The 25,691-nt window shown below is 34.6% G+C and carries 28 protein-coding genes and 1 pseudogene; 2 read left to right on the top strand and 27 right to left on the bottom strand.

Translation table 11 applies throughout. The features are described from left to right. Positions 1-71 precede the first annotated feature (71 nt). Together murA and TMATH_RS00995 are read right to left on the bottom strand one after the other, a co-directional pair. Positions 72-1,322 carry a UDP-N-acetylglucosamine 1-carboxyvinyltransferase gene (gene murA / locus TMATH_RS01000; RefSeq protein ID WP_013149629.1) on the bottom strand — a complete coding sequence of 417 codons (1,251 nt, stop codon included), beginning with the start codon at positions 1,320-1,322 and terminating at the stop codon, positions 72-74. Between the two features lie 6 nt (positions 1,323-1,328). Further along, positions 1,329-2,078: a YwmB family TATA-box binding protein gene (locus TMATH_RS00995; RefSeq protein ID WP_013149628.1), complete on the bottom strand. Its 750-nt coding sequence runs from the start codon at positions 2,076-2,078 to the stop codon at positions 1,329-1,331. Between the two features lie 360 nt (positions 2,079-2,438). Here TMATH_RS00995 and TMATH_RS00990 point away from each other — a divergent pair, with 360 nt between their 5' ends. Then, positions 2,439-2,735, top strand: a complete 297-nt coding sequence (locus tag TMATH_RS00990; RefSeq protein WP_012994308.1) for a hypothetical protein — start codon at positions 2,439-2,441, stop codon at positions 2,733-2,735. Positions 2,736-2,753: 18 nt separating this feature from the next. Here the strand turns inward: TMATH_RS00990 and wecB are convergent, their stop codons facing one another. The 24 genes and pseudogenes from wecB to TMATH_RS00870 form a co-directional block, all read right to left on the bottom strand. Next, the gene (wecB, locus tag TMATH_RS00985) at positions 2,754-3,908 is read right to left on the bottom strand and encodes a non-hydrolyzing UDP-N-acetylglucosamine 2-epimerase (RefSeq protein WP_198002294.1); all 1,155 of its coding nucleotides are present in this window, start codon (positions 3,906-3,908) and stop codon (positions 2,754-2,756) included. 24 nt (positions 3,909-3,932) lie between these two features. Next, positions 3,933-4,973 carry a glycosyltransferase family 4 protein gene (locus tag TMATH_RS00980; protein WP_013149626.1) on the bottom strand — a complete coding sequence of 347 codons (1,041 nt, stop codon included), beginning with the start codon at positions 4,971-4,973 and terminating at the stop codon, positions 3,933-3,935. Positions 4,974-5,030: 57 nt separating this feature from the next. Beyond that, positions 5,031-5,474, bottom strand: a complete 444-nt coding sequence (locus TMATH_RS00975) for a deoxycytidylate deaminase (RefSeq protein WP_013149625.1) — start codon at positions 5,472-5,474, stop codon at positions 5,031-5,033. A gap of 31 nt (positions 5,475-5,505) precedes the next feature. Further along, positions 5,506-6,138, bottom strand: coding sequence for a uracil phosphoribosyltransferase (gene upp / locus TMATH_RS00970; RefSeq protein WP_012994304.1), 633 nt, complete (start codon positions 6,136-6,138; stop codon positions 5,506-5,508). 48 nt (positions 6,139-6,186) lie between these two features. Further along, entirely contained in the window at positions 6,187-6,633 is a 447-nt protein-coding gene (gene rpiB, locus TMATH_RS12540) for a ribose 5-phosphate isomerase B (protein ID WP_041591684.1), read from the bottom strand. A gap of 54 nt (positions 6,634-6,687) precedes the next feature. Then, positions 6,688-7,095 (bottom strand): annotated as a pseudogene (locus TMATH_RS12535) (low molecular weight protein arginine phosphatase); the annotation flags it as partial. After that, positions 7,092-8,156 (bottom strand): L-threonylcarbamoyladenylate synthase, encoded by a 1,065-nt coding sequence (locus TMATH_RS00955; protein WP_013149623.1) that lies wholly within the window; start codon positions 8,154-8,156, stop codon positions 7,092-7,094. The pseudogene TMATH_RS12535 and the gene TMATH_RS00955, both read right to left, overlap by 4 nt. 27 nt (positions 8,157-8,183) lie before the next feature. Next, positions 8,184-8,903 carry a ZIP family metal transporter gene (locus tag TMATH_RS00950; protein ID WP_013149622.1) on the bottom strand — a complete coding sequence of 240 codons (720 nt, stop codon included), beginning with the start codon at positions 8,901-8,903 and terminating at the stop codon, positions 8,184-8,186. 329 nt (positions 8,904-9,232) lie between these two features. Continuing rightward, a complete protein-coding gene (gene prfA, locus TMATH_RS00945) occupies positions 9,233-10,303 on the bottom strand; it encodes a peptide chain release factor 1 (RefSeq protein WP_013149621.1) in 1,071 nt (356 codons plus the stop codon). Between the two features lie 48 nt (positions 10,304-10,351). Beyond that, the gene (gene prmC, locus TMATH_RS00940; protein ID WP_013149620.1) at positions 10,352-11,191 is read right to left on the bottom strand and encodes a peptide chain release factor N(5)-glutamine methyltransferase; all 840 of its coding nucleotides are present in this window, start codon (positions 11,189-11,191) and stop codon (positions 10,352-10,354) included. Beyond that, positions 11,178-12,104, bottom strand: coding sequence for a DUF1385 domain-containing protein (locus tag TMATH_RS00935; protein ID WP_013149619.1), 927 nt, complete (start codon positions 12,102-12,104; stop codon positions 11,178-11,180). The genes prmC and TMATH_RS00935 overlap by 14 nt, the downstream gene beginning before the upstream one ends. Before the next feature lie 15 nt (positions 12,105-12,119). Then, the gene (locus tag TMATH_RS00930) at positions 12,120-12,701 is read right to left on the bottom strand and encodes a thymidine kinase (RefSeq protein WP_013149618.1); all 582 of its coding nucleotides are present in this window, start codon (positions 12,699-12,701) and stop codon (positions 12,120-12,122) included. A gap of 68 nt (positions 12,702-12,769) precedes the next feature. Next, complete coding sequence (rpmE, locus tag TMATH_RS00925) at positions 12,770-12,979, bottom strand: 50S ribosomal protein L31 (protein ID WP_003867319.1); 210 nt, start codon at positions 12,977-12,979, stop codon at positions 12,770-12,772. 62 nt (positions 12,980-13,041) lie between these two features. Next, the gene (gene rho, locus TMATH_RS00920) at positions 13,042-14,568 is read right to left on the bottom strand and encodes a transcription termination factor Rho (RefSeq protein ID WP_013149616.1); all 1,527 of its coding nucleotides are present in this window, start codon (positions 14,566-14,568) and stop codon (positions 13,042-13,044) included. Positions 14,569-14,877: 309 nt separating this feature from the next. Continuing rightward, positions 14,878-15,729 carry a class II fructose-1,6-bisphosphate aldolase gene (locus TMATH_RS00915; protein WP_012994295.1) on the bottom strand — a complete coding sequence of 284 codons (852 nt, stop codon included), beginning with the start codon at positions 15,727-15,729 and terminating at the stop codon, positions 14,878-14,880. Positions 15,730-15,865: 136 nt separating this feature from the next. After that, positions 15,866-16,216, bottom strand: a complete 351-nt coding sequence (locus TMATH_RS00910; RefSeq protein WP_012994293.1) for a response regulator — start codon at positions 16,214-16,216, stop codon at positions 15,866-15,868. A 317-nt stretch (positions 16,217-16,533) separates the two neighbouring features. Then, positions 16,534-17,349: an RnfABCDGE type electron transport complex subunit B gene (locus TMATH_RS00905; RefSeq protein ID WP_013149615.1), complete on the bottom strand. Its 816-nt coding sequence runs from the start codon at positions 17,347-17,349 to the stop codon at positions 16,534-16,536. Between the two features lie 11 nt (positions 17,350-17,360). Then, positions 17,361-17,933, bottom strand: coding sequence for an electron transport complex subunit RsxA (rsxA, locus tag TMATH_RS00900; RefSeq protein ID WP_013149614.1), 573 nt, complete (start codon positions 17,931-17,933; stop codon positions 17,361-17,363). Continuing rightward, positions 17,908-18,558, bottom strand: a complete 651-nt coding sequence (rsxE, locus tag TMATH_RS00895) for an electron transport complex subunit RsxE (RefSeq protein WP_012994290.1) — start codon at positions 18,556-18,558, stop codon at positions 17,908-17,910. The genes rsxA and rsxE overlap by 26 nt, the downstream gene beginning before the upstream one ends. Positions 18,559-18,580: 22 nt before the next feature. Next, positions 18,581-19,162 carry an RnfABCDGE type electron transport complex subunit G gene (locus TMATH_RS00890; protein ID WP_013149613.1) on the bottom strand — a complete coding sequence of 194 codons (582 nt, stop codon included), beginning with the start codon at positions 19,160-19,162 and terminating at the stop codon, positions 18,581-18,583. Next, a complete protein-coding gene (locus tag TMATH_RS00885) occupies positions 19,163-20,122 on the bottom strand; it encodes an RnfABCDGE type electron transport complex subunit D (protein WP_013149612.1) in 960 nt (319 codons plus the stop codon). It lies immediately after the preceding gene. 14 nt (positions 20,123-20,136) lie between these two features. Then, positions 20,137-21,471, bottom strand: coding sequence for an electron transport complex subunit RsxC (gene rsxC / locus TMATH_RS00880; RefSeq protein WP_012994287.1), 1,335 nt, complete (start codon positions 21,469-21,471; stop codon positions 20,137-20,139). Positions 21,472-21,911: 440 nt separating this feature from the next. Beyond that, on the bottom strand, positions 21,912-23,408 hold the full coding sequence (locus tag TMATH_RS00875; RefSeq protein WP_012994286.1) for an AAA family ATPase: 1,497 nt from the start codon (positions 23,406-23,408) through the stop codon (positions 21,912-21,914). After that, positions 23,409-23,927, bottom strand: a complete 519-nt coding sequence (locus tag TMATH_RS00870; protein WP_012994285.1) for a hypothetical protein — start codon at positions 23,925-23,927, stop codon at positions 23,409-23,411. It lies immediately after the preceding gene. Positions 23,928-24,219: 292 nt separating this feature from the next. Between TMATH_RS00870 and TMATH_RS00865 the strand changes: the two genes are divergently transcribed. Next, positions 24,220-24,576 carry a NifB/NifX family molybdenum-iron cluster-binding protein gene (locus TMATH_RS00865; protein WP_012994284.1) on the top strand — a complete coding sequence of 119 codons (357 nt, stop codon included), beginning with the start codon at positions 24,220-24,222 and terminating at the stop codon, positions 24,574-24,576. Between the two features lie 23 nt (positions 24,577-24,599). On the opposite strand, the gene TMATH_RS00860 is transcribed toward TMATH_RS00865, so the two are convergent. Then, positions 24,600-25,655 (bottom strand): Mrp/NBP35 family ATP-binding protein, encoded by a 1,056-nt coding sequence (locus TMATH_RS00860; protein ID WP_012994283.1) that lies wholly within the window; start codon positions 25,653-25,655, stop codon positions 24,600-24,602. Positions 25,656-25,691 lie beyond the last annotated feature (36 nt).

Genomic DNA, 25,691 nt, shown 5'->3' with positions numbered 1-25,691 from the left:
TTTTTAAGTAAACAACATACTTTCTTTAAATTTTCCCGCAAATTTAAAAAGGCGCACATGACGCCTTTATACTATATTCTATATATGATTGCACCAAGATTTTTTAACTTTTCTTCCATTTTTACATAGCCTCTGTCAATATGATAAATATCGTTTATTTCAGTCTTACCTTCTGCAATAAGTCCCGCCAATACTAAGGCTGCTCCCGCCCTTAAATCCGTTGCTTTAACTTCTGCCCCTGTTAAATGATCAACTCCTGTAACAACAGCACTTCTTCCTTCTATCTTTATATTTGCTCCCATACGCTTTAGCTCATCCACATGCATAAACCTATTTTCAAAAACTGTTTCTATTATAACGCTTGTCCCTTTTGCCACTGTCATCATAGCCATCATTTGAGCCTGCATATCTGTTGGAAAGCCTGGATAAGGAAGAGTTTTTATGTCCAATGCTTTATAATTTTTAGTTCCTTTTACTCGCAGTCCTTTAGGCTCTTCTATTATTTCAATCCCACATTCTGTTAATTTCGCAATTATAGGCCTTACATGATCCACTATGACATTTTCTATAAGAACATTTCCTCCAGTCATTGCAGCTGCTACCATAAAGGTCCCCGCTTCAATTCTATCCGGTATGACAGTATGCTCAACCCCTTTTAGCTCTTTTACTCCTTCAATTCTTATTGTATCTGTACCAGCACCTTTGATTTTTGCACCCATCTTGTTGAGAAAATTGGCAAGGTCAACAATTTCTGGCTCTTCGGCAGCATTTTCTATTATAGTAATTCCATCTGCAAAAACTGCCGCCATCATAATGTTTTCTGTAGCCCCAACACTTGGAAAATCCAAATAAATTTTTTTGCCTGTTAACTTCTGAGCTCGTGCTTCTACATAACCATGTCCTATAGTGATGTCTGCTCCCAATGTTTGAAATCCCTTCAAATGCAAATCTATTGGCCGAGAGCCAATAGCACAACCACCTGGCATAGAAATTTTAGCGTGTCCTAACCTTGCAAGTATAGGCCCCATCACCAAAAATGATGCTCTCATTTTTTTCACCAACTCATATGGGGCTTCTACATCTTTAATATCTATTTTTATTTTTAATTTTTCATTCTCAAACTCACATATAGCGCCAAAATGTTTAATTAACTCGATCATAACATTGACATCTTTTAAAGTAGGTATGTCATCTAGCACTATTTCCCCTGATGATAATAAAGAAGCGGCAATTATAGGCAACACAGAATTTTTAGCACCACTTATTTTTACACTTCCTTTAAGTGGTGGGCTTTTTTCAACAATAAATTTCGTTCTTATCACCCTCTTTTAATACTCTATTGCTATAATAGGCGTTGCAACCCACAAATAAGTTTTATCATCAAAAGAACTATATCTTATTGCTACGTTTAAATTTATTTTTTCACTTCCTAATTTAATATATTCTTTTAATTTGCTTGAATAAGCAGAGACACTTATTATATTTTCCTCTTCCATTCCTTCTATTTTTTGTGCATCTAATTTGTCAAGCACTAATTTAACTATACTACTGTTTTTTTCTTTATTCAACTTCCCTTTAAAAGTTCCAACAAAGCATACTGTTACCTTAGGTTTTAGCTCTAACAATTTAAAAGAATTATTTATAAGGGACCTTTCTTTTAAAACATTGTCATAACCCTTAATGAGATATTCGTCTATTAACATATATGTCTCGCTTTGGGCACCATTTTTTAAACTTTGCACTGCTATGTTTATATGTCTCGTGTTTTCTGCATATTCTACTACTAGTTGTCTAAATTTGTTTTCTTCGATGCGAGATACCTTGATTTTTTGTTTGTCTAAATTCATGTTTTTTATTGTTACTTCGACATATTCATTTATTTTGTCAAAAGATGTAAAATCATCATTGACCTTTGACCATGCGTTTATATTTGCATATTCATATTTCGCACCTGTACTTAAAAAAGACCTCTTTACAAGTTCTACGTCATCATCAAAGGAAAGAAAAGCTTGTCTTTGAACCCCCAGCGAAAATAAAACCGCAAAAATCATTATTCCTATAATTATCCTTTTATCCATATGCCATACCTCCATATATACTTTTTTAAAAGAAAAGGCGGTAAAATATCAGCGAATCCACAAGGGGGAAAATGGATCCACCGATTTTTACCGCCCTTCTATTTTTAATTATTAACGGAAATAAAAAAATTTATTCATCAATCTCAAATATTTCATTATTGACATAATAGGAAAAACGGACATCTATTAGAAATAATTAGATAAAAAGAGAATAAGTCAGAAAAGGTCAGATATATGTAGATAAATTATCCTCGTGAACTTTTTTAGTCAAAAAAGGTCAAAAATCAAATTTGTTTTATAATCCTGTTAGAGTAAAATTATAAATGAAAGGAAAAATATCTCAAAAAGGAGGTGTAGTATATGTTTTGGGTAGCACTTATTGTAGTAGGACTCATATCTAGTCTTGTATTTCATCCTTTGTTTAACTACAAAGCAGGAGAATCTTATGGGGAAAAGTTAAATAAAATTTACGGAACATATTGGGCAGCACTAGTTGCGCATTTAATCGGTGCATGGGTTGGCGGTGCTTATCTTGGCAAATGGGGCTGGATAGTCGCTGATTACAATGTAATAGGCGGATTCATTGGAGCAATAGTAATTGGTTATCTTTGGTACCTAATCGCTAAAAGTCAAACAAAATCAGAAGCTAATAAATAAAAATTTATAAAAGCGGGGTCACTCCCCGCTTTTATATTCTTCTGGTCTTTTGTCAGTCAAGTTAAACGCATATTTTATCGCCTGAATTATTCTCAAAGAGGCTTTACCATCACCATAGGGATTTACAGCATTAGCCATTTTATCATATTCTTCCTTATTTTCAAGAAGCAATGTCCCTTCGTTGTACACAACCTGCTCTTCTGTACCGATCACTTTTACAGTACCCGCTTTAACAGCCTCCGGTCTTTCGGTGACATCTCTCAAAACAAGCACAGGTTTACCAAGAGAAGGTACTTCTTCCTGTAGCCCTCCCGAATCAGTCATCACCATATAACATTTTGCCATGAGATTGTGCATTTCATCTGTATCAAGGGGGTCTAAAAGAAGTACATTGGTAAGCTCTCCTAATATTCTAAATACCGGTTCTCTTACTACAGGGTTTTTATGCACAGGATATACTATATAAACATCCTCGTAATTTTGAGCAATATTTTTAAGAGCATTACATATATTTTCAAGGGGTTTACCCCAATTTTCCCTTCTATGGGCTGTAACAACAATGACTTTTTTATTATTGTAATCAATTTGGTTGAGCCGTTCATCCCTAAAAATATAATCTCTCTTTACAGTATATACCATTGCATCTATGACGGTATTACCCGTAACAAAAATACTTTCTTCATCTACTCCTTCTTTTAAAAGATTAGATTTTGCTGTAATTGTAGGAGCAAAGTGCAAGTCTGTCAATACTCCCGTAAGCCTTCTATTTATCTCTTCTGGATATGGAAACCATTTGTTAAAAGACCTCAGCCCTGCTTCTACATGTCCTACTTTAATTTTGTGGTAAAAAGATGCAAGTGCAGAAACAAAAGTTGTCGTAGTATCGCCGTGTACCAACACAAGATCAGGTTTTTCTCTATTAAAGACCTTTTCAAGCCCTATAAGAGCAGAAGTAGTAATTTCAGATAATGTTTGTTTTTCTTTCATGATGTTTAAATCGTAATCGGGAGTAATATTAAAAAGCCTCAGCACCTGATCAAGCATTTCACGGTGCTGGGCTGTAACGCATACTTTTGATTCAAAATCCTTTTCTCTTTCCAAAGCTTTAATAAGAGGTGCCATTTTAATAGCTTCAGGCCTTGTTCCAAAAACAGATACGATTTTTAATGTCATCATTTTACACTCCTTAATACGTGGTCAACGGACCTGAGTACCCTTTTTTTGCTTTTCTAAAAGCCCAAGTTTATCTGCACCCCACATTACAAACAAAATTGATAGTATAAAAATAATCAAACCTTTTGTTTCATTACTGGAGGATATCAATATAGCACTTATTCCCAGCAGCAAACTTACGCCGTACATTATAAGCACAACCTGTCTTTGTGTAAGGCCTTTTTCTAAAAGCCTGTGGTGCAAATGCCCTTTATCTGCTTCCATAATTGGTTTACCGTTTATCAGTCTCCTTACAATTGCAAACGTAGTATCAAATATAGGCACACCTAATGCAAGGATTGGGACTGCTATAGCAATTGCCGCTGCCGATTTTACTGCTCCCTGTATCGATATAGCCGCTAGTACAAATCCTAAAAACATAGCCCCTGTATCTCCCATAAAAATTTTTGCAGGATTAAAATTATAAGGCAAAAAGCCTAAAGCAGCACCCGCAATAGCGATTGAAATAACAGCAGTTGCAAATCTGCCATTTAAAAGGGAAACTATGAATAAAGAACCCGATGATATAACTGCTATTCCTGCTGCCAGTCCATCAAGGCCATCGATGAGATTCATAGTATTTGTAATCCCTACCACCCAAAAAAGCGTAAGAGGAATAGCCAACCAACTTTTTAGATATATCATTCCATCCCCAAAAGGATTAGAAAGCCAATCTATTCTCACACCACTTATTATTAGTACCATGGCTGCTACCAACTGTCCTAAAAGTTTAACTTTTGCACTAAGACTGTACTTGTCGTCAAACAATCCCAATGCTGCAATTATGGTTGCTCCTGTAACTATGCCAATGGTTTCATGGGTTTTTGGCAAAAAAAGCAATATACTTGTTATCGTTCCTAAAAATATAGCCACTCCGCCTAATCTAGGAACAGGTTTTGTATGTATTCGTCTTTCCTCATTAGGTATATCAATGGCTCCAATTACAAAAGCCAATTTCTTCGCCATTGGAGTAGCAATAAGTGACACCACAAATGCCATAACAAAAGATAAGAGGTATACCTTCATTTTTTAACACTCCTTTTAAGTTCACCATACCTTCCTTTGATTGACATCAATATTATTTTATCTCTCAATCTTTACTAAGTCAACATTTGCTTCCTTTAAAAGCCTAAAAGCCAATTCATCGGGATACTCTTCTTCATATACAATTCGCTTAACTCCCGTATTAATTAACATTTTAGCACACATAACACAAGGACTAGCATTTACGTAAAGTGTAGCCCCTTTAGTACTTACCCCATGCAGTGCTGCCTGTATAATCGCATTTTGCTCTGCATGTACACCTCTACAAAGTTCTGGCCTTTCCCCTGACGGTATCCCTAATTGATCTCTCAAACAACCTGTTTCTTCACAGTGGGCAAGTCCTGTAGGAGGACCATTATACCCTGTTGAAATTATGTGTTTATCAACTACTAAAATAGCTCCAACTTGCCTCCTAAGGCAAGTAGAGCGAGTTTTTACCACATCTACAATTTGCATAAAATATTCATCCCATGAAGGTCTCATCTGTCTACATTCCTTTCAATAAGGAAGTGGATTATTTAGTTCCAAACAATCTATCCCCCGCATCTCCCAAGCCTGGTACAATATAACCATGTTCATTTAAGCCTTGATCTATGCTGGCTACATAAATAGGAATCTCTGGATGTTCTTTGTGAACTGCCTCAATTCCTTCTGGAGCAGCTATTAAATTCACCAATTTTATATTTTGCGCGCCTCTTTCTTTGAGAAAGTGTATAGCAGCACAAGCCGATCCTCCTGTCGCAAGCATTGGATCTACTACAATAAGGTCTCTTTCTGCTATGTCGGGAGGCAGTTTGCAATAATATTCTACAGGTTTTAAAGTCTTAGGGTCCCTGTAAATCCCTATATGTCCCACTTTAGCAGCAGGTATGAGTTTTAACATACCGTCTACCATGCCAAGTCCTGCTCTTAATATAGGGATTATTCCTAATTTTTTTCCTGCAATCACTTTTGTTTTTGCCATTGCCACTGGAGTTTTTACCTCTATCTCTTCAAGAGGTAAATCTCTCGTGACTTCATATGCCATAAGCATTGCAATTTCTTCTACTAATTCTCTAAATTCTTTAGAGCCAGTATTTTCATCCCGTATTAGGCTTATTTTATGTTGTATAAGTGGATGGTCAATGACAAATACATTTTTATACATTTTTTACCTCCTGTAAATTTAAAGTTTCTTTCCTATTAAAAATCAATATCATTTGCTATACTTTTTCTCAATTTCCGCTATTTTGTCTATTCTTCTCTGATGGCGTCCTCCTTGAAAAGTTGCCTTTAACCATTCATCCACCATCATCACAGCAAGACCTGGTCCTGTAATGCGTCCTCCCAAGCACAAAATATTAGCATTATTGTGTTCCTTAGCAGCTTTTGCTGAAAAAACATCTTCCACATGAGCAGCTCTAATTCCTGGTACTTTATTTGCCGCTATGCACATGCCAATGCCCGTCCCACAAACCAAAATTCCTTCACTGTACTCACCAGATGCAACAGCCTCTGCTACTTTGAGAGCATAATCTGTATAATCGACAGAATCTGTACTAACAGTGCCAAAATCTTTATAGGCTATCCCCTTTTCATCTAAATATTTTTTTATAGCTTCTTTAAGGTCGTAGCCACCATGGTCCGCACCTAATGCAATCACTTTTTTATCCTCCCTTTCTTCTGAAATTTTAGTTATAACCTTTGAAATTAAATCCTCTAACTCGCGTGCCGTTTGCCTATATACTTCCATCGGCATGCCATAAGGGTCTTCTACTTCACCCTCTAATCCTACATATTCCTTTAAGGTAAAAACTTTATAGGAATATTCTGGATATTGCACAAGTATGCTTTGTTTATGAGAATTCGACATAGTTAAAATTAAATTCGCCTCTTCTAAATCTTGACGTCTTAAATTTTTTGACCTATGTTTTGAAATATCTATATTGTAATCTCGTTTTAGCACTTCTATCGCTTGTTGTGAAGCAGGAAAACCTTCCGATGCAAAAACTCCTGCAGATTGTGCTTCAAAATCCTTACCTAAAGTTTTTGCTTTTGCATTAAAAAGCCCTTCCGCCATAGGACTTCTACAGGTATTCCCCGTACACACAAATAATACTTTCATATCAATTCTCCTTCAGCACTTATTTCTTTATAACCAGCAGCTTTTTCTAATCTGTTCATAATAGCAAGTCCAATATTGTTATATTCAAAACTTTCAGCAAAAATTACATCTACTCCCTTTTTGTCAAATTGTCGTAAAACTGCAAAAAGATTCTTCGCTATCGTCTCTGGTCTCTTTCTATCTCCTACGACAATAATTTCTCCTTTTTTATATTGTGTCGAAGTTTGTACCGTTGCCATTATACCAACTTTTTTACCATATTTCAATTGTTCTTCTGTCAATTCTTGAATTTTTTTTACAACTTTCTCAAGGTCTCCTTTTACTATATAAACCTCCGCGTTAGGCGAGTAATGTTTGTACTTCATTCCTGGAGATTTAGGCTTTAAATTCCCCTTTGGTTTTTTTAAAAGTGAAGGATCCACTTCAACATTTCCTATCACTTCTTTAAGCATCTCCAAAGTAACCGCTCCCGGTCTTAAAACAACTGGCATCTTTTCTGTTAAATCCAAAACAGTAGATTCTACGCCAAAATCGCATTTTCCCCCGTCTATTATTATATCTACTTTTCCATCCAAATCTTCGACAACGTGGGAAGCGTCGGTAGGACTAGGCTTGCCCGAAACATTAGCGCTAGGAGCAGATATAGGAACTTTTGCCCTTTTAATTAAAAGATGAGCAATTGTGTCTGACGGCATCCTTATAGCTACAGTATCCATTCCAGCCGTATTAACATAAGGCACTTTTTGCGATTTTTTAAAAATAAGTGTTAAAGGGCCTGGCCAAAATTTCTCCATGAGAATTTTAGCTTTTTGAGGTATGTCTTCCACAAGGTCATAAATCTGCTCTAATTCTGCAATATGAACAATAAGAGGGTTATCTTGAGGTCTTCCCTTTACCATAAATATTTTCTTTACAGCCTCTTCATCAAAAGAATTAGCCCCAATTCCATAAACTGTCTCTGTTGGAAAAGCCACAAGACCTCCTTCCCTTATCACTTTTGCTGCAAGATCAATAAGCTCAATTTCTGGATTATTTCTATCAACGCGTATTATTTTTGTCATTTAAGGCACTCCCTGCATAAACAAAATTTACAAATACTTTGTTATTATTATACCACCTATAAAGCCTAATATCATCCCCAAAACCGAAATTTTCCCTTTGTAAACATTTCTGGCCTCAGGAATTACATCGCCACAAGTCACATACAACATAGCTCCTCCTGCTATACTTAGATTTAAACCAATAAAATAAGGGGATATGCCACCTGTTACAATTCCGATTAAAGCACCTATTCCTGTAGGAATCCCAGCCAATATGGTGTATATTACATTTTTGTAAGGAGGTATTCCACCAGCAGAAAATGGCGTTGCCATTGCTAAACCTTCAGGAAAATCGTGCAAAGCAATAACCAATGCGATGTCAACACCTAATGACTGAGACACCATAAAGCCAGAACCTACAGCAAGTCCCTCAGGAAAATTATGTAAAGCAATTGCAATTGCTAATAGTACTCCTTCTTTTATGAAACTTCCGGCAATGTCCATATTCTCTATTATCATGTCAAAAAAAGAAATCAAAATAGCTCCTACTAATATCCCAATTGTCCCCAATGGAATACTTGCTATATCAAAAGCATGAGGCAAAAGGTCAAAAGCAACAATAGAAAGCATTAAACCTGCAGCAGTACCCATAATGCCACTAAAAAATCTATTAGAAGGGTTTTTTAAAAAATATGTCACAGCTCCCCCCATTCCCGTACCAATTATTCCAACCAAAGAGCCTATTATCATCCCATTGAACGCGTACATAAAAACATCTCCTCAATTTTTAAATCTATTTCAAATGTATTAAACCATTATTGAACTTATGCTTATCACAAAAAAATTCGCCCGAAGGTAGGAGGACCATCGAGCGAACAAAGCGTCCTCTATAGAGGACAGCTGGGGGGCAATGTTAATTGTACGCATTTTGTCATATATTGCTATTTATTAGTTTAACTTGATAAAGCGTTCTTAATAATTATAATTTATAACGATTATTTAGTCAAGTACAAAAATTTTAATTATACCTTTATTTTTTGATAATACAAATTTATATCTTTTTAAGAAATATAAAAAGAACAGGTTTTCCTGTTCCTTTAATTTAGATTCACATTCTTGAGTTTTTCTGCCTGGTCATTTAAAATTAAAGCATCTATAATTTCGTCCAAATCCCCATCAAGAACTTCTTGTAATCTATATAAAGTCAAACCTATTCTGTGGTCAGTAACTCTGCCTTGAGGAAAATTATAAGTCCTTATCCTCTCGCTCCTTTCTCCCGTACCTACTTGAGACTTCCGCACCTCAGCAATTTCTTTTTGTTGCTCTTGTAGAGCCATTTCATAAAGCTTTGCTCGCAAAATTTTAAGAGCTCTTTCTCTATTTTGAAGTTGTGACCTTTCATCCTGGCAAGTTACCACAATTCCTGTCGGAATATGTGTAACTCTAACTGCAGAATCTGTTGTATTTACACTCTGTCCTCCATGGCCACCAGATCTGAATACATCTATCCTTATATCATTTGGATTTATCTCTACATCAACTTCCTCAACCTCAGGCAAAACTGCCACTGTAGCAGTAGAAGTGTGAATTCTTCCTCCTGCTTCAGTGGTTGGAACCCTTTGAACCCTGTGAACACCACTTTCGTACTTCAACCTGCTGTATGCTCCTTTGCCAGAAATATTCAAAATTACTTCCTTAAATCCTCCAATATCTGTTTCATTTGAGCTCATTATTTCCACTTTCCACCCTTTTTTCTCCGCATACATGGAATACATCCTAAAAAGGTCATGGGCAAAAAGAGCTGCCTCTTCTCCTCCTGCTCCTGCCCTAATCTCCATTATGACGTTTTTCTCATCATTTGGATCTTTTGGTATTAATAGAATTTTTATCTCCTCTAATAATTCTTCTTTTTTTTCTTCTAAATGAGAAAGCTCTTCCTCCGCCATTTCCCTAAGTTCTTTTTCATCAGAAGATAATAATTCTTTTGTAGAATTTATATCTTCGACAACTTTTTTGTATTCCCTATATTTTAACACAATCTCCTCAATAGCCGCATGCTCTTTCACATATTTTCTCCACTCGCCTACATTTGAAATAATATTAGGATCACTTATCTTCTGACTTAATTCTACATATCTATCTTCTATTGCTTGTAATTTATCAATCATCATCTCACCTCAAAGATTGATTATACCACATATTATCTTTTGTGAAAACTATAGCTTATGCTCCGCTATTATCACCCTATCAATACCCGCTAAATCTTTAATTATTTCAACATCTTTAAATCCACTTTCTTCTAAAAGAGTAGTTACTTCCTCTTTCTGACTATATCCTATCTCAAAACCAATTTTTCCACCCGATTTTATATAAAAAGGAGCTTCTCTTATAATCTTTTTGTAGAAAAAAAGTCCGTCTTCTCCTCCATCTAACGCCACAATAGGTTCTTTTTTTACTTCTTCCTGCAATAGCTCAATTTCTCTTTTTTTAATATAGGGAGGATTTGACACAATAAAGTCAAATTTTAAATTTGGCGGAAGATTACAAAAAAGGTCACTTTCTATAAAGAAGATTCTATCTAAAACCCCTTGCTTTTTTGCATTATGCTTTGCAATTTCAATAGCTTTTTTACTGATATCAACCGCATACACAGTACAATCCGGAAAATATTTAGCTATGCTTACAGCTATGGCACCACTTCCCGTGCCAATATCTAAAACTACATCTCCCCTTTTTAACCTTTTTAATGTTTCTTCTACAAGAATTTCTGTTTCTGGTCGGGGTATTAACACATTTTCATCCACAAAAAATTCTAACCCCATAAAATATTGTTTTTTTACAATATATTGATAAGGTATATGAGACTTTCTCATATTTATAAATTCTAAAAAGCGTTCCAATTGTTCCTTAGATATTTCCTCTTCTCTTCTAAGAAAAAGAGCAGTTCTATTAATTTCAAAACAATGGGCTAAAAGCAATTCAGCTTCAAGCCTAGGATTATCGCATACCCCTTTTAACTCTTTTGCCCCCCAATTTATTGCCTCATATACTTTCAAATTCTTGTCCTCCCTCATCTTCTAAAACACTTTTAAGCGATGCAATAGCAACTTCTAATTGGCTGTCATCTGGCTCTCTTGTAGTAAGCTTTTGTAACAGCAAGCCAGGATAAATAAAAACCCTTATTATTTTATTGTCACTTCGCCCTGCTAATTTTATTATTTCATAAGATATACCAGCAACTACAGGAAGCAAAAGAATTCTACTGAGTATTCTTATATAAAAAGTAGGCCATTTTAAAAAAGAAAAAATTATTATCGAGACAATCATAACTATAAAAAGAAAATTTGTCCCACAGCGAGGGTGTAAAGTAGTATATTTGCGGGCATTTTCCACTGTCAATTCCTCCTCATGCTCAAGGCAATGAATAGCTTTATGCTCTGCCCCATGATACTCGAATATTCTCTTTATATCTTTCATCTGTGATATTAATACAAGATACAAAATAAAAATAGCAACTCTTAACAATCCTTCGACAAAATTTATAACTACAGTATTTTTTGTAAACAATTTGATATAATCGGCTACATATGTCGGCCCAATAAAAAATATGATAATTGATAAAATTAAAGATATAACGACAGAAAAATACATCAAAATATCCTCTAACTTATCTCCAAAAACTTTTTGTAAAAATAAGTCAAATTTTGAAATATTTTCTTCATCTTTTTCTTCAAAAAGTTCTGCAGAATAAGTAAGGCTTTTAACACCTACAATAAGAGAATCAAAAAGAGCAAAAGTACCTCTTATAAAAGGCAATGAAAAAAATTTATTCCTTTTAGTCAAAGGTTTTACATACTCTTTCTTTATAATTATTTCATCTCCTTTTCTTACAGCTGTCGCTACGCTGTTGTGTCCTCTCATCATAACTCCTTCAATTACTGCTTGACCACCTATATCAGTTTTCTTCATCTTCACACCTCTTTTCTAGGTACGGGGAACTTCATGGCATTTTCGACACCTTGCCTCATATGTTTCGTACGCCCCTACTAAAATGATTGGGTCATCATACCTTGCAGGTTTTCCATTGATAAGCCTTTGAGTGCGAGTAGCAGGATTGCCACATTTCACACATATAGCTGTCAACTTATCCACGGACTCCGCAATTGCCATTACATCAGGAGTAGGGCCAAAAGGTTCTCCCCTAAAATCCATATCCAACCCAGCACAAATGACTCTTTTACCTAAATCTGCAATTTCCCTTACAACATCCACAAGTAAATGATCAAAAAACTGAATTTCATCAATTGCGATAACATCTGTGTCTTCTTCTAAATGCTCAATTATTTCAGATGCCTTTACTACACTAATAGCATTTATATTAGTGCCATTGTGGGATACCACTTTGTCAATAGAATATCTATTATCAATGGCCGGTTTAAAGACTTGTACTTTTTGTTTGGCAATTTGTGCCCTTTTAATCCTTCTTATTAGTTCTTCACTTTTACCGCTAAACATAGGACCAACTATAACTTCTATAAAGCCATGATCTAATGAACCGTATATCATAAAAACCACCTTTCTTAATGTCAAATTAAAAACAAAAGGTTAGAGTTTTCTCCACTCTAACCCCCAGATTATTTTTCTTCTAAATTAAATCTCTTCCTAAATCTTTCAACTCTTCCACCAGTATCCACAATCTTCTGCTGGCCTGTAAAGAAAGGATGGCATTTGGAACATATTTCTACTCTAATTTCTTTCTTTGTAGAGCCTGTTATAAAAGTATTTCCACATGCACACCTTACAACCGCATCATGATAATAGGTAGGATGTATATTCGGTTTCACAGCTTTCACCTCTTTCGCCCAAAACTCATACGGAGAAATTATAACACAAGTTATGCACAATATCAAGATTTATATAATTGTGCTCTTATCATATTTATAAACTCTGCATTAGATTTAGTTCGTATTAATTTTTCAATTAACATCTCTGTAACCTCTGTAGCAGGTAAATTCGACATAGCTTTTCTTAATATCCACATGGCCTCCAATTCTTCTTTAGTAAGCAGCAATTCTTCCTTTCTTGTACCCGATTTGTATATATCAATAGCAGGGAATATTCTTCTTTCCTGTAATTTTCTGTCAAGATGAAGTTCCATATTACCTGTTCCTTTAAATTCTTCAAATATAACATCATCCATACGACTTCCCGTTTCAATCAAAGCAGTAGCAAGGATAGTTAAACTCCCACCTTCTTCTATATTCCTGGCTGCTCCGAAAAATCTTTTCGGAGGATGTAATGCAGAAGGGTCAATACCACCAGAAAGAGTTCTTCCTGAAGGAGGTGTAACAAGATTATAAGCTCTCGCCAACCTAGTAATACTATCTAAAAGAATCACCACATCCTTTTTATACTCTACAAGTCTTTTAGCATGTTCTAATACCATTTCAGCCACTTTGATATGATGTTCTGGCGGTTCATCAAAAGTAGAATACACTACTTCTCCTTTTATAGAGCGTTTCATGTCAGTCACTTCTTCAGGTCGTTCATCAATTAAAAGCACTATGAGAATAACTTCTGGATGGTTATGTGAAATGCTATTGGCAATTTGCTTAAGTAAAGTTGTTTTTCCTGCTTTTGGCGGTGCAACAATCATACCTCTTTGCCCTTTACCTATAGGAGCAATAATATCTACCAATCTCATAGAAAATTCTGTAGGGGATGTTTCTAATCTCAGTTTTTCATTAGGAAAAATAGGAGTCAATTCATCAAAAGGAATCCTTTTCTTGGCATTTTCGGGATCTTCACCATTTATAGATTCCACATAAAGAATCGCAGAATACTTTTCCCCTTCTCGAGGAATCCTTGTGATCCCTCGTACTTTGTCGCCAACTTTTAAGCCAAAGCGTCTTATTTGGGATTGAGAAATATATATATCTTTAGGTCCCTGAACAAAGTTTTCAACTCTTAAAAATCCGTAACCATCTGGCAAAATATCAAGAATGCCTTCTGCCACTACATCACCTTGCGTCTGTATAAGTTCTTTTAAAGGGTCAGAAAGTTCTTTAACAATTGGCAAAATATCTTTTGCAGAAATTGTTTGAGCTTGTAAGCTATTTGCGGCATTTTCAGCACTAATAGATTTTACATGGCCATTTCTCGATACATTAGAATCGTAATTTAAAGTGCCATCTGTATTTTTCTCTGCTGCACTTTCGTGTGACTTTTGAGTTTGCCTTTCATTTAAACCTTCTTCTTTTTTGTTATCCTTTTGAATTAAATTTTTTTCATTTGCTTGATTAGCTTTTTCTAAAATTTTTTCTTTTAGCTCTTGTTTTCTGTATTTCGTAATACTTTTAATACCTAACTCCTTTGCTATCTCTCTTAGTTCCATCAAACTTAAATTTTCCAAAGTATTAATATCAAAATCCAAAAGTACACCTCCCAAAATAATAATTTTAACAAATCAAGTCTTCACTACCTCATTTTAAAAAAGTGCAACAGGGAAGTTACTTAGAAGATAAAAATGTGGCTTTAAGCAAACATACTTTTCGCAAAAGATACTTATTATTAAAAACACAAAAAGAAAATGCTAAAAGAAATGAATACGTATAATCTTATTCTATTTTATTTATATTTTTTTGGAATGTCAAGTAGTTATTTTCAGTTCCAAATTTATAATTGACAATTTGTAGAAAATTTATACATAAAAAACAAAAAGCAGGTGAAAGCCTGCTTTAGATTATGCTTTTCCTGCTGCGCCAAACAAAATCATTTTTTGCTTAATTACTTCTTTCATCGCATCTTTGCAAGGACCTAAAATTTTTCTGGGGTCATACACTTCACTATCTTTTTCTATAAGTTCTCTCAATCTTCTTGCAAATGCTTGTCTTATATCAGTATCTATATTTATCTTATTTATGCCCAGACTCACTGCTTTTTTTATAGCCTCTTCAGGAACTCCTGAAGCCCCGTGTAAAACTAAAGGAATATTAAGCATTTCTTTTATCTTTTTAAGTCTGTCAAAATCAAGCTTAGGTTCTCCTTTGTAAGGCCCATGAGCTGTCCCGATAGCTATAGCTAAATAATCTATTCCCGTTTCTTTTGCAAATTTTAAAGCTTCTTCTGGGTCTGTCATAGCCGCTTCTCTTTCATCTACTGTTATGTTATCCTCTGTACCACCAATTTTCCCGATTTCAGCTTCAACAGAAACCCCCATTCCGTGAGCAATTTCTACTACAGTTTTCGTCACTTTTATATTTTCTTCGAGGGGCAATTTTGAGGCATCCATCATTACAGAAGTCCAACCATTTCTTAAGCATTTCATGACCGTATTGAAATCTGTACCGTGGTCAAGGTGAAGAGCAACTGGAACTGAAGCTTTTTCAGCCATTGTTCTAACAATAGACGAAATCGTCTCAATACCAGCATATTTAAGCCCACCTTCACTGACTTGTATTATAACTGGTGATTTAGTCTCTTCTGCTGCTTCCACAATAGCTTGAGTAATTTCTAAATTACTGGTGTTAAAAGCTCCAACTGCATATCCTTCTTTATGGGCTTTTTTTAATATCTCTATACCTGTTACTAACATTAGCAACAACTCCTTTACTACAACTGATTTTAAAATGCTGCCCAAATATTATATAACATTACTTTTTCATTATAGCATTTGTTTAAAGCTAGCACAAGAAAAATATAAAAAGGTACAAACGTACCTTTTACAAACATTATACAATCATTTCCTGCTTTAAGTTCTCATAAACTAAATTCCTTAGTGCTATTATGTCAAAAGGTTTAGATATAAAAGGAAATTCCGTAAAAGGTTCTTGTGGCTCATCAGCTGACATTATAATACCTTTCATGTTTGGATAGATACTCTTAACTTTTTTAATAATTTTTAACATATCCTTTGCCATGTGTAAATCAAATAGTCCTATATCGGGTCTAAATTTCTCTATCTCTCTGTCAAAAAGGCTAATATCACTATAGGACCTTACTTCATGTCCATCCATTGTGAAAATTTCTTCTATTAAACTACAGATTCCCTTATTATCGTCTAAAACTAAAATCCTACTCATTTTATTGCCACCTTTTACACCTATAAATGTTTGTTTTAACACACAATAAATAATATTCTACAAAAAAATAAATATTCCTCTCTTAAAATCAAAATTTTATTAAAAAATTTACGAATTGGCAATTTCTATTGCTTTATCTATAATTTTGTCATCAATCTCTATTCTAATAAATCTAAATTTTCTTTAGTTCTCATTCAATGTTATTAATTTATATTCTCCTCTAATGGCTGATAGTCTTTATTCCTGCTTACATTTTCTTTTTACAAAAGCAAAATAATTGTAGAAAAATAAAAAAGAGCCTAGTTATAGGCTCTAAATTATTGCGCTTTCTCGTTGACCTGCTTTAGACTGGAAAATATGGAACCTGTAGGACATTTTTCGGCACAAATCCCACAATTGGTACATTTTTCATAATTTATCTTTGCTAAATAATTTTCAAAAGTGATTGCTTTTTCGGGGCAACTTCTAACACATATTTGACATCCAATACATCCAACGCTACAATAGCCTCTAACTACCTTACCCGGATCATTACTCTTACATTTTATTATCACTTCTTGGTTATAGGGGACAAGCTCAATTATTCCTTTTGGGCAAACCTCTATACATGCTTTGCAAGCTACGCATTTTTCTTTATCTATAACAGCAACTCCATTAATGATTTGAATTGCACCATAATCACAAACATCTACGCAGGTACCACAACCCAAACAACCGTATGGGCAGGATTTGCATCCTCCAGCCAATATATTCTGGGCTCTACAGTCCCTTATACCATTATATAGATATTTATCTTTTGCTTTACTACGATCTCCTTGGCATAATACAGTGGCTACTTTTCTTTCCACTTCTACATCGTCGACTCCCATTATCTCCGCAATTTTTTTTGCTACAGAATTTCCCCCAACACTACAAGCATTTACTGGAGCTTTCCCCTCTACAATTGCATTAGCATAGGCATCGCAGCCCGGATATCCGCAAGCTCCGCAGTTTGCACCTGGTAAAACTTCTCTTATCTTTTTTACTTTTGGATTTGTTTCCAAAGCAAAAATTTTAGATGCTAAAGAAAGACTTGACCCAAATAAAAATCCTAATCCACCTAATACTACTATTGCATACAATATACCACTCATTTTATTACCTCCTAAACAAGCCCATTAAATCCCAAAAATGCTATGGATATAAGGCCCGCAGTTATTAATGCGATTGGCACGCCCTCCAAAACCTTTGGAACATCTATTATTTCAAGCTTCTCTCTTATTCCGGCCATAAGCAACAATGCTATAGCAAAACCAATAGATGCTCCTAAGGCATTAAAAATCGTTTCAATCAATGTATAGCCTTCTTGAATATTTAATAGGGCAACTCCTAGTACTATACAGTTAGTGGTTATCAATGGAAGATATATACCTAATGCACCATAGAGATTAGGACTAGTTTTTTTAAGAAATATTTCAACAAATTGTACTAAAGAAGCTATTACAAGTATAAAAACGATAGTTTGCAAATATTCTAAATTTAGTGGAACTAATATCGCGTGATGTATTATATAAGTTATAACTGATGACAGCGTAATTACAAAAGTTACAGCCATACCCATGCCAGTAGCTGTTTCTGTTTTATTAGATACACCTAAGAAGGGACATATCCCTAAAAAACGGGCAAAAACATAATTGTTTACAAATATTGTATTAATCAATATTATAAATATATTCATCTAAAACTTCCTCCTTTGTCCCAGTCTCAGACACTTCTTTTCTCCTTCTAGCATGATTAAAAAGCCCAATCAATATCCCAAGTACAATAAACGCTCCTGGTGGCATTATAAAAATTAGTGCTGGTTCAAAACTTGCCCCAAATAGCTGTATTCCAAACAAACTACCAGATCCTAATATCTCTCTTATGCTTCCCAATATTAATACTGCTAAAGTGTATCCTGCTCCCATGCCTAAACCATCCATTACGGAAGTCAATAAATTATTTTTAGAAGCAAAAGCTTCCGCTCTTCCTAAAATTATGCAGTTAACAACTATTAAAGGAATAAAAATTCCCAATGCATTGTAAAGAGCAGGAGTATAAGCTTTCATAAACATTTCCACTACAGTAACAAAAGTCGCAATAACTACAATAAAAGCTGGAATACGAATTTTATCTGGTATAACTTTTCTTAATAAAGAAACAACTGAATTTGAACCAACTAATACAGCTGTTACAGCTAATCCCATAGCCAAGCCATTAATTGCTGAAGTAGTTACAGCTAAAACTGAACACATACCTAGTGCTTGGACATATATAGGATTTTCCTTAACCAAGCCATTACTAAAGATTTTGGATAATTTCATTCTTAATCCCTCCACGATTTAACTAATTAGCCAATTTTGAATTATATATTTCCCGCACCATATTTACACCATTGACTATTGCATTACTCGTTATAGTTGCACCAGTAAGGGCTTGTATTTCATTATCAGCTTTAGGAGGATGCTTAACAACAACTAATTTGTCAGCTACAGATTTGCCTTTAAAGGCATCGGTGAAGAAGCTCTTAGTTGCATTTGCTCCAAGCCCTGGAGTTTCTTTGTGATTTAAGATTTTGATGCCCGTAATATATCCTTTTTTAGAGATACCAACCATAAATTGAATTTCTCCACCATAACCATTAGAAGTAATTTTAAATACATATCCAACAAGAGACGAATTTCCGTCATAACCTTCACTAACTTCTAACACATTTTGATTAGAACCAGCAATCTCCTTTAATCGCTTTTCATCTAAGGTAACAAAACTTTCCGCTTCTTGCAATACCTCTTGTTTTGCTGCATTATTGGCAATTTTCTCTATTTCTGCTATCTTTTTTGAAGTAATTGCATTTGAAACTCCTAATATTACTCCAGCAGCAGCAGTTATTAAAAGTAAAATTAAACCTATTTTTGCTATCTCCTTCATCTATTTCACCTTCCCAAATACTCTAGGTTTAGTAAATTTCTCAATTAATGGAGTTGCAACGTTCATTAGTAGTATTGAATAAGACACCCCTTCTGGATAAGCTCCTTTAATTCTAATTATTGCTGTTAATACACCTGCCCCAACTGCAAATATAATTCTACCTAAGGGAGTTACTGGCGAGGAAGAATAATCTGTAGCCATATAAAAAGCACCAAGTATTAATCCACCGCCTAATATATGATATGGTAATAATTTAGGTTCAACTCCTAATAACAGTAACATGATAAAGGTTGTTCCTATATAAAATACTGGTATTTTCCAATCTATAACTTTCCTTATTATCAAATATGCAGCACCTATTAACAATAACAAAGCAGAAGTTTCTCCAATAACTCCTGGAATATTACCTATAAACATATCCCTCAATGTTGGAAGTTCAGCACCTGTACCATATTTCATTATGGATAATGGTGTGGCTGATGTGACTACGTCTGGTCTAGTGCCAGTATAGTTTGTCATATGAACTGGCCATGAAGTCATCAACATTGCTCTCGCTGCTAACGCTGGATTCATAAAATTCGCACCTAAACCACCAAAAAGTTGTTTTACAACTATGATGGCAAAAGCAGAACCTATTACTGGTAGCCACCAAGGAGCACTCGCCGGTAAATTAAACGCGATTAATATACCAGTTATTGCAGCAGAAAAATCTGTTATAGTAATAGGTCTTTTAAATAATTTTTGAATTAATGCTTCGGATAAGACAGATGAAACTACTGAAATTAATATTAATTTTAAAGCATTCAAACCAAATAAATATACACTTCCTATAATAGCCGGTGTAAGAGCTATTACCACATCTAACATTATCCTCTTTACCGATTCATTAGATCTTATATGAGGAGATGAAGAAACTATCAATTTATCTTGTAAAACGACTTCTTCTACTTTAGCTAGCATTTCAATCCTCCTACCTATTTAAGATTTCTTTTTCTAGCAATTATCTCTCTTTTTGCTAGTCTTATAGATTCTGCCAAAGGTCTTTTAGCAGGACATATATAAGAACATGATCCACATTCAACACAATCAAGTGCATTGTATTCTTCTGCCTTTTCAAAATTTTTCTTGAGAGAATAGCTACTTATATACAATGGTAGTAAGTTTACAGGACATACCTCAACACATTTACCACATTTAATACATGGTAGTACTTGCTGTGGTCTTGCCTCCTCTTTTGTCAATATCAATATTCCACCAGTCCCCTTTATAATCGGTACATCTAGAGAATGTTGAGCTATTCCCATCATAGGTCCGCCACTGATAATCTTGCCTGGAGATCCTTCAGTAAACCCTCCACATTGTTCTATCAAATCTTTAAGAGGCGTTCCTATTTTAACAAGAAGATTTTTTGGTTCTTTAATTCCACGGCCTGTAATCGTAGTCACTCTTTCATATAAAGGTTTCCCTTCTAATATCGCATCAGCTACTGCTTTAGTAGTAGCGGCATTGACTACTATAACTCCTACGTCCATTGGCAATCCGCCAGACGGGACAATTCGCCTTAATATAGCATTAATTAATCTTTTCTCATCCCCTTGAGGATATTTCACCTTTAAAGTTGCTATTCGAATGTTTTTCTCATTTTTACTTGCCTCTCTTAAAGCCAATATGGCATCGGGTTTATTTTTCTCTACTCCAATGATTCCTCTTTCTACTCCTACTGCTTTCATAATTGCTTTTAAACCAAATACTATTTTTTCAGGATATTCAACCATTAATCTATGGTCAGTTGTTAAATAAGGTTCACACTCTGCCCCATTTACAAGAATAGTATCGATTTTTTTGTCAGAAGGAGGTGATAATTTGACATGAGTTGGGAATCCAGCTCCTCCCATTCCTGTAATACCAGCCTCTCTAATTATCTCAATAATTTCTTTAGGAGATAAATCTTCCAGGCTTCCTTTTGGTTTTACAGACTCGTCTAGCTCATTCTTTCCATCTGATTCTATAATTACACATTTAACCCTTTGACCAGTAGGTATAAACATAGTCGTAATGTCTTTAACTATGCCCGAGACAGATGAATGTACCGGAGCAGATACAAATGCATCAGATTGCCCAATCTTTTGACCTACTTTTACAGTATCTCCTACTTTCACTAAAGGTTCACAAGGTGCTCCCGCATGTTGATGCAATGGAATATAAACTACTTCGGGTTCCCTTGCTCTTTCTATAGGAAGGCCTTCAGTTAAATCCTTATGATGTGGTACGGTTACCCCACCCTTAAATGTGAGATTTTCTAACTTCATTCTTTTCTTCACCTCTTTTTATTATTCTCTTGTAAAGTCCTTCCCAGCTTATTTATCTTTCTTCTAACACCTCCATCAATCCCTTATCCATTTAAGCCTGCATTTTTACACAATTATATATACTTAAATTTTTAAGTATTTTATTGGCCCTAAAGAATATTTTATAATATTTTATTTCACATAACAAGAAAATTTAAATTTTACAAAACCAGAAGCAGGCACTAAGTCAAGGATGACGAATGTGCCCGAAACCCCGCTTGAGCCCGATGGCGAGTGCTAGTTTAGTCTGCGATATCGCCGGAGCAAACGATGCAAAATGCCAACAATGATAATATTTTGTTAACAAACTGAAATAAACTATATGGAGAAAATTCTTTACAAAAAAATAGCTTGGTTATTCTGTTGCTCTAATAAATATTACCAATTATATCGCAAAGCTTCTAAAAGCTAAATGTATAATTTTTGCAGAAGTTAGAATGACCTATGAGCTCCCTCAATTTCTCACCTGACATAGTTTCTTCTTTTCTTAAAATATTTGCAATTTTTTCTAAATACTCAAGTTTTTCCTCCAACATTTTTTGAACCTTTTTTTCCTGCTCTTTAATGATTTTGTTTACTTCCTCATTGACTTTATCTTTAGGAACATCCTCTCTGCTGACTATACCCAAATCAGACAAACCAGTATATACCATCTTTTTTGCAATATCAACTGCTTGTTCAAAATCATTGGCAGAGCCTGTACTTCTACTACCTAAAATCAAAAGTTCCGCTACTGTCCCTCCAAGGGCTATCATTATGTCTTTCTCTAATTGTTCTTTAGTATAAATAAGGGAATCCTCTTTATCAAAATGTCTTACAAATCCAAGAGCTTTTCCTCTTGGAACAATAGTAACTGTTGCAACAGAGCCTGGATTTACCATTTCGCTTATTATTGCATGCCCAGCTTCGTGTACAGAAACTCTAAATATTTCTTCTTCCGTAGGTTTACGGTCACTTTTTTCTCCTAGTATAACCTTGTCCACCGCTTCTACAAAATGTTTTTGCAAAATAACATCAGAGTTGTCTCTCATAGCAAGAATCGCTGCTTCGTTGCACAGGCTCTCCAAATGTGCTCCTGAAAATCCAAAGGTGTTTTCAGCTATAGCCTCAAGATTAACATCTTCTCCTAAAGGCTTGTTTTTAGTGTGAATTTTGAGAATTTGCAGCCTTCCACTTTTATCTGGTAAATCCACAACCACTTCCCTGTCAAATCTGCCAGGTCTCAAAAGGGCAGGATCTAATAAATCTGGCCTGTTTGTTGCAGCAATTACTAAAATATTTACCTCTCCATCGCTTTTAATTCCATCCATTTCCACCAACAATTGATTAAGGGTCTGGTCGTATTCATGATGGCTTTCGTTAGTTCCTCTTTTAACTCCTAATATATCAATTTCATCAATAAAGATTATCGCACTGTTTTTTCCTTCTTTTCGAGCAATATTTTTTGCCGTTTTAAATAGGTTTCTAACTCTTTGAGCACCAACCCCTGCATACATTTCTATAAATTCACTACCCGAAGTAGCTATAAAGCTCGAATTTGTATATTTTGCAGCTGCTTTTGCTAATAAAGTTTTACCGGTTCCAGGAGGTCCTGTAAGTAATATCCCTTTGATAGGTCGTATACCCATTTTAGATATTTTCTCTCTATTTATTACAAAATCCAGTGCCTCTTTTAGTTCTGCGATAGCAGTGCTTTGTCCCCCGATGTCTTCAAAAGAAATCTCCGATTCAGGTTTAATAATATTCTTGCTTCCAGATATTATTCCTTTGTTTTCTATTATATAATCAAAAAGTAAAAAAATACCTGCTAGAAGCAGTAAAGGAGTAACATTTATACCAAGAAAAGCTGCAAATATCGTAAACGCAATAGTTATTCCCAGTAAAATTTCTTTAACCATTTAGCTTTCCCCCTTGTAAGCCTCACGCGGTATTATTTTATATAAATAATGAGAACCATCTCTTAAATTTAAATAAATATTTTGCTTATCAATATATACAAAAGCCTTTACACCATTTTTACTTGAAATTTCTCTTATTGTATCATACATTTTCATATAATCGCCTTTTTGTATACCTTCGTAAATTGAAAACTGAGAGTTATAATAAACATTATTTAATTTTTCATTAGGATTGTCAATAAGTAAAATATTTATCTTAACAGGATATTTATTTACCTTATTTTCTATTTCTTTATAAGTTTCCATTAAATTTTCTACTTCTCCTAGTCTAACTTTCATAATATACCCATTATTATCAGTTGAAATTGTTACCATTTTAACAAATTTAACCGTACTTACATCTTTTGAAATTTTATCAGGCAAAATTTTATTTTGATACAATTGAAAACTAGCAAATAAAAACCCAAAAACTACTACAAAAGTTACCAAAACAATCTGCCACTTTATTCCTTTGAACAAAACTCTCACTCCTCGTTTATGATATACTGTATTATATCATAGAATATATACTAGGTACAATATCTAAAATTTTGTACATCATAAATTTCAGTAGATGGTCATGAGAGACTTAACATAATGTAGAAGATGTAAAGATTGGCTGTTTTGCACAAAGCAACGGCCTGGACCGAGCAGATAAAAGTTTGTAAAGCCGAAGAAGCTGGGCCGAAAGAAAGAGCAAATTTTGTTTCTCTTATGAAAAGAAGTATAATTTTTTAAGGAAGAATTTATTTAAAATAAGGAGGCAAATTGTATGAGAATAGCTGCTACAATAACAAAGGAGGACTATGTTGAAAAACTTCCCGATGGGCCATATATAATTATTTTTGATACACAAAAAGAAAATATTGAAAAGTATGAGAATCCTGGATACTTTTTAAAAGAAGGAAGAAGAAGGGCTATTGTAGATTTCCTCCTTGACAAAAAAACCGATGTAGTAGTAACTGTACCTGAAGCTTTTTGCAGTATTTCTTATGGAAAGGCAAAACAAAAAGGACTAAAATTTATACGTCTTGAGAAAAGTTTGCCTTATGAAGAAGTTATAAAAAACCTCTCAAAATATGTTGAAAACTTAACTGATACAATTCCCGAAGAGGAACTTGCAAAATAAAAAAGCCTCACAAAGAGGCTTTTTTATTTGATAGGCCTTACTTTCTCCACAACTTTTTCCGCCAGCTCAATATAGGGCACTCCCTCAGGTCCATCATCAAGAGCAGGTGGTATACCTACATCGCTTAACTCTCTGACCTTAACCGTTATTGGAATCTTTACAAGTATTTCTGTTCCTAAATCTTGCGCTAATTTTTCTGTTTCCCCTTCACCAAAAATATTATATCTTTGGTGGCAGTTAGGACATTCAAAATACGACATGTTTTCCACAATACCTATAACTTCTAAATTAACTTTCTTAGCCATATAACCAATTCTTCCTGCTACGTGAGAAGCTGAAGCTTGTGGAGTTGTCACAAGCACAAATTTTGACTCAGGCAATTTTTGCATTACTGTAAGAGGTATATCTCCTGTACCTGGCGGTAAATCTAATACTAAATAATCTAATTCTCCCCAATATACATCATTGAAAAACTGATCAAGAACTCCTGACAAAAGTGGACCTCTCCATATTAAAGGTGTATCTTCGTCAATAAAATTGCCCATTGAAATCACTTTTATCCCGAATCTTTCTAATGGCAAAATAGTGTGCTCATCCAACGCGTAAGGTCTTTCATTCACAATCCCCAAAAGTCTTGGAACACTAAATCCCAACACATCCGCATCCAAAAGCCCTACTTTAAAGCCTAATCTGGCAAGAGCTACAGCTAAATTAACCGCAACAGTGGACTTGCCTACTCCACCTTTTCCACTACCTACTACTATTACTCTCGTATTTTCAAATATAGGTTTTCTGCCACCGCTAAGCTTTCTTGCTAAATTTTGTCTTTCTTCTTCTGTCATGCTACCTAAATTTACTATTACTTCTGAAACTCCTCCAAGTTTGGATACTTCCTCGATAGTATCTTTTTTAATAGTATCTTGAAGAGGACAGCCTTTCACAGTAAGGTTTATGTCAATTGTAACTTTATCCCCTTCTATTTGAATATTTTTCACCATATCAAGGTCAACTATACTTCTTCCTATTTCTGGGTCATATACTTTTCTTAGAGCGTTTAATACTTGTTCTTTTGTAAGCAACTCTATACCTCCCATTGGTATTTTTGTTGACATTTA

This window comes from Thermoanaerobacter mathranii subsp. mathranii str. A3 (genome assembly GCF_000092965.1).
GTDB lineage: Bacteria > Bacillota > Thermoanaerobacteria > Thermoanaerobacterales > Thermoanaerobacteraceae > Thermoanaerobacter > Thermoanaerobacter thermocopriae.
Note: the sequence above shows the minus strand (reverse complement) of the source record. Positions and strands in the feature narration are given on the sequence as shown.